The sequence below is a fragment of the Streptomyces hilarionis genome, assembly GCF_024539675.1.
GTDB lineage: Bacteria > Actinomycetota > Actinomycetes > Streptomycetales > Streptomycetaceae > Streptomyces > Streptomyces hilarionis.
Window position 1 is genome coordinate 1 of sequence record NZ_JAHHIT010000848.1, and the last position, 246, is coordinate 246.

At 51.2% G+C, this 246-nt stretch carries 1 pseudogene; it reads right to left on the minus strand.

The features are described 5' to 3' along the window. Positions 1 to 208 (minus strand): annotated as a pseudogene (locus tag KMS84_RS44800) (SIR2 family protein); the annotation flags it as partial. Positions 209 to 246 lie beyond the last annotated feature (38 nt).

A 246-nucleotide genomic window follows, 5' to 3' on the forward strand; every position in this document is an offset into this window, starting at 1 on the left:
CATCAAAAATTCTATCGAGCAAGCCATCGAAGACCAGGGGATATTCGCTGAGCTCAAAATCTGTGTTGAGAATGCGAGCATCCTTGAAGTCGCCGTGAAGCTTGAGGATGTAGCAATTGGTGTGGGTTAGCGGTTCAGCACCGGCAAAACCATCGGCTGAACTCACGACGGTTGGCTCTATCCCCACATCGCGGAGCGCGTTCTCCATCAGACGATCGAAATTGGTCGTGATGATCACACGCACAT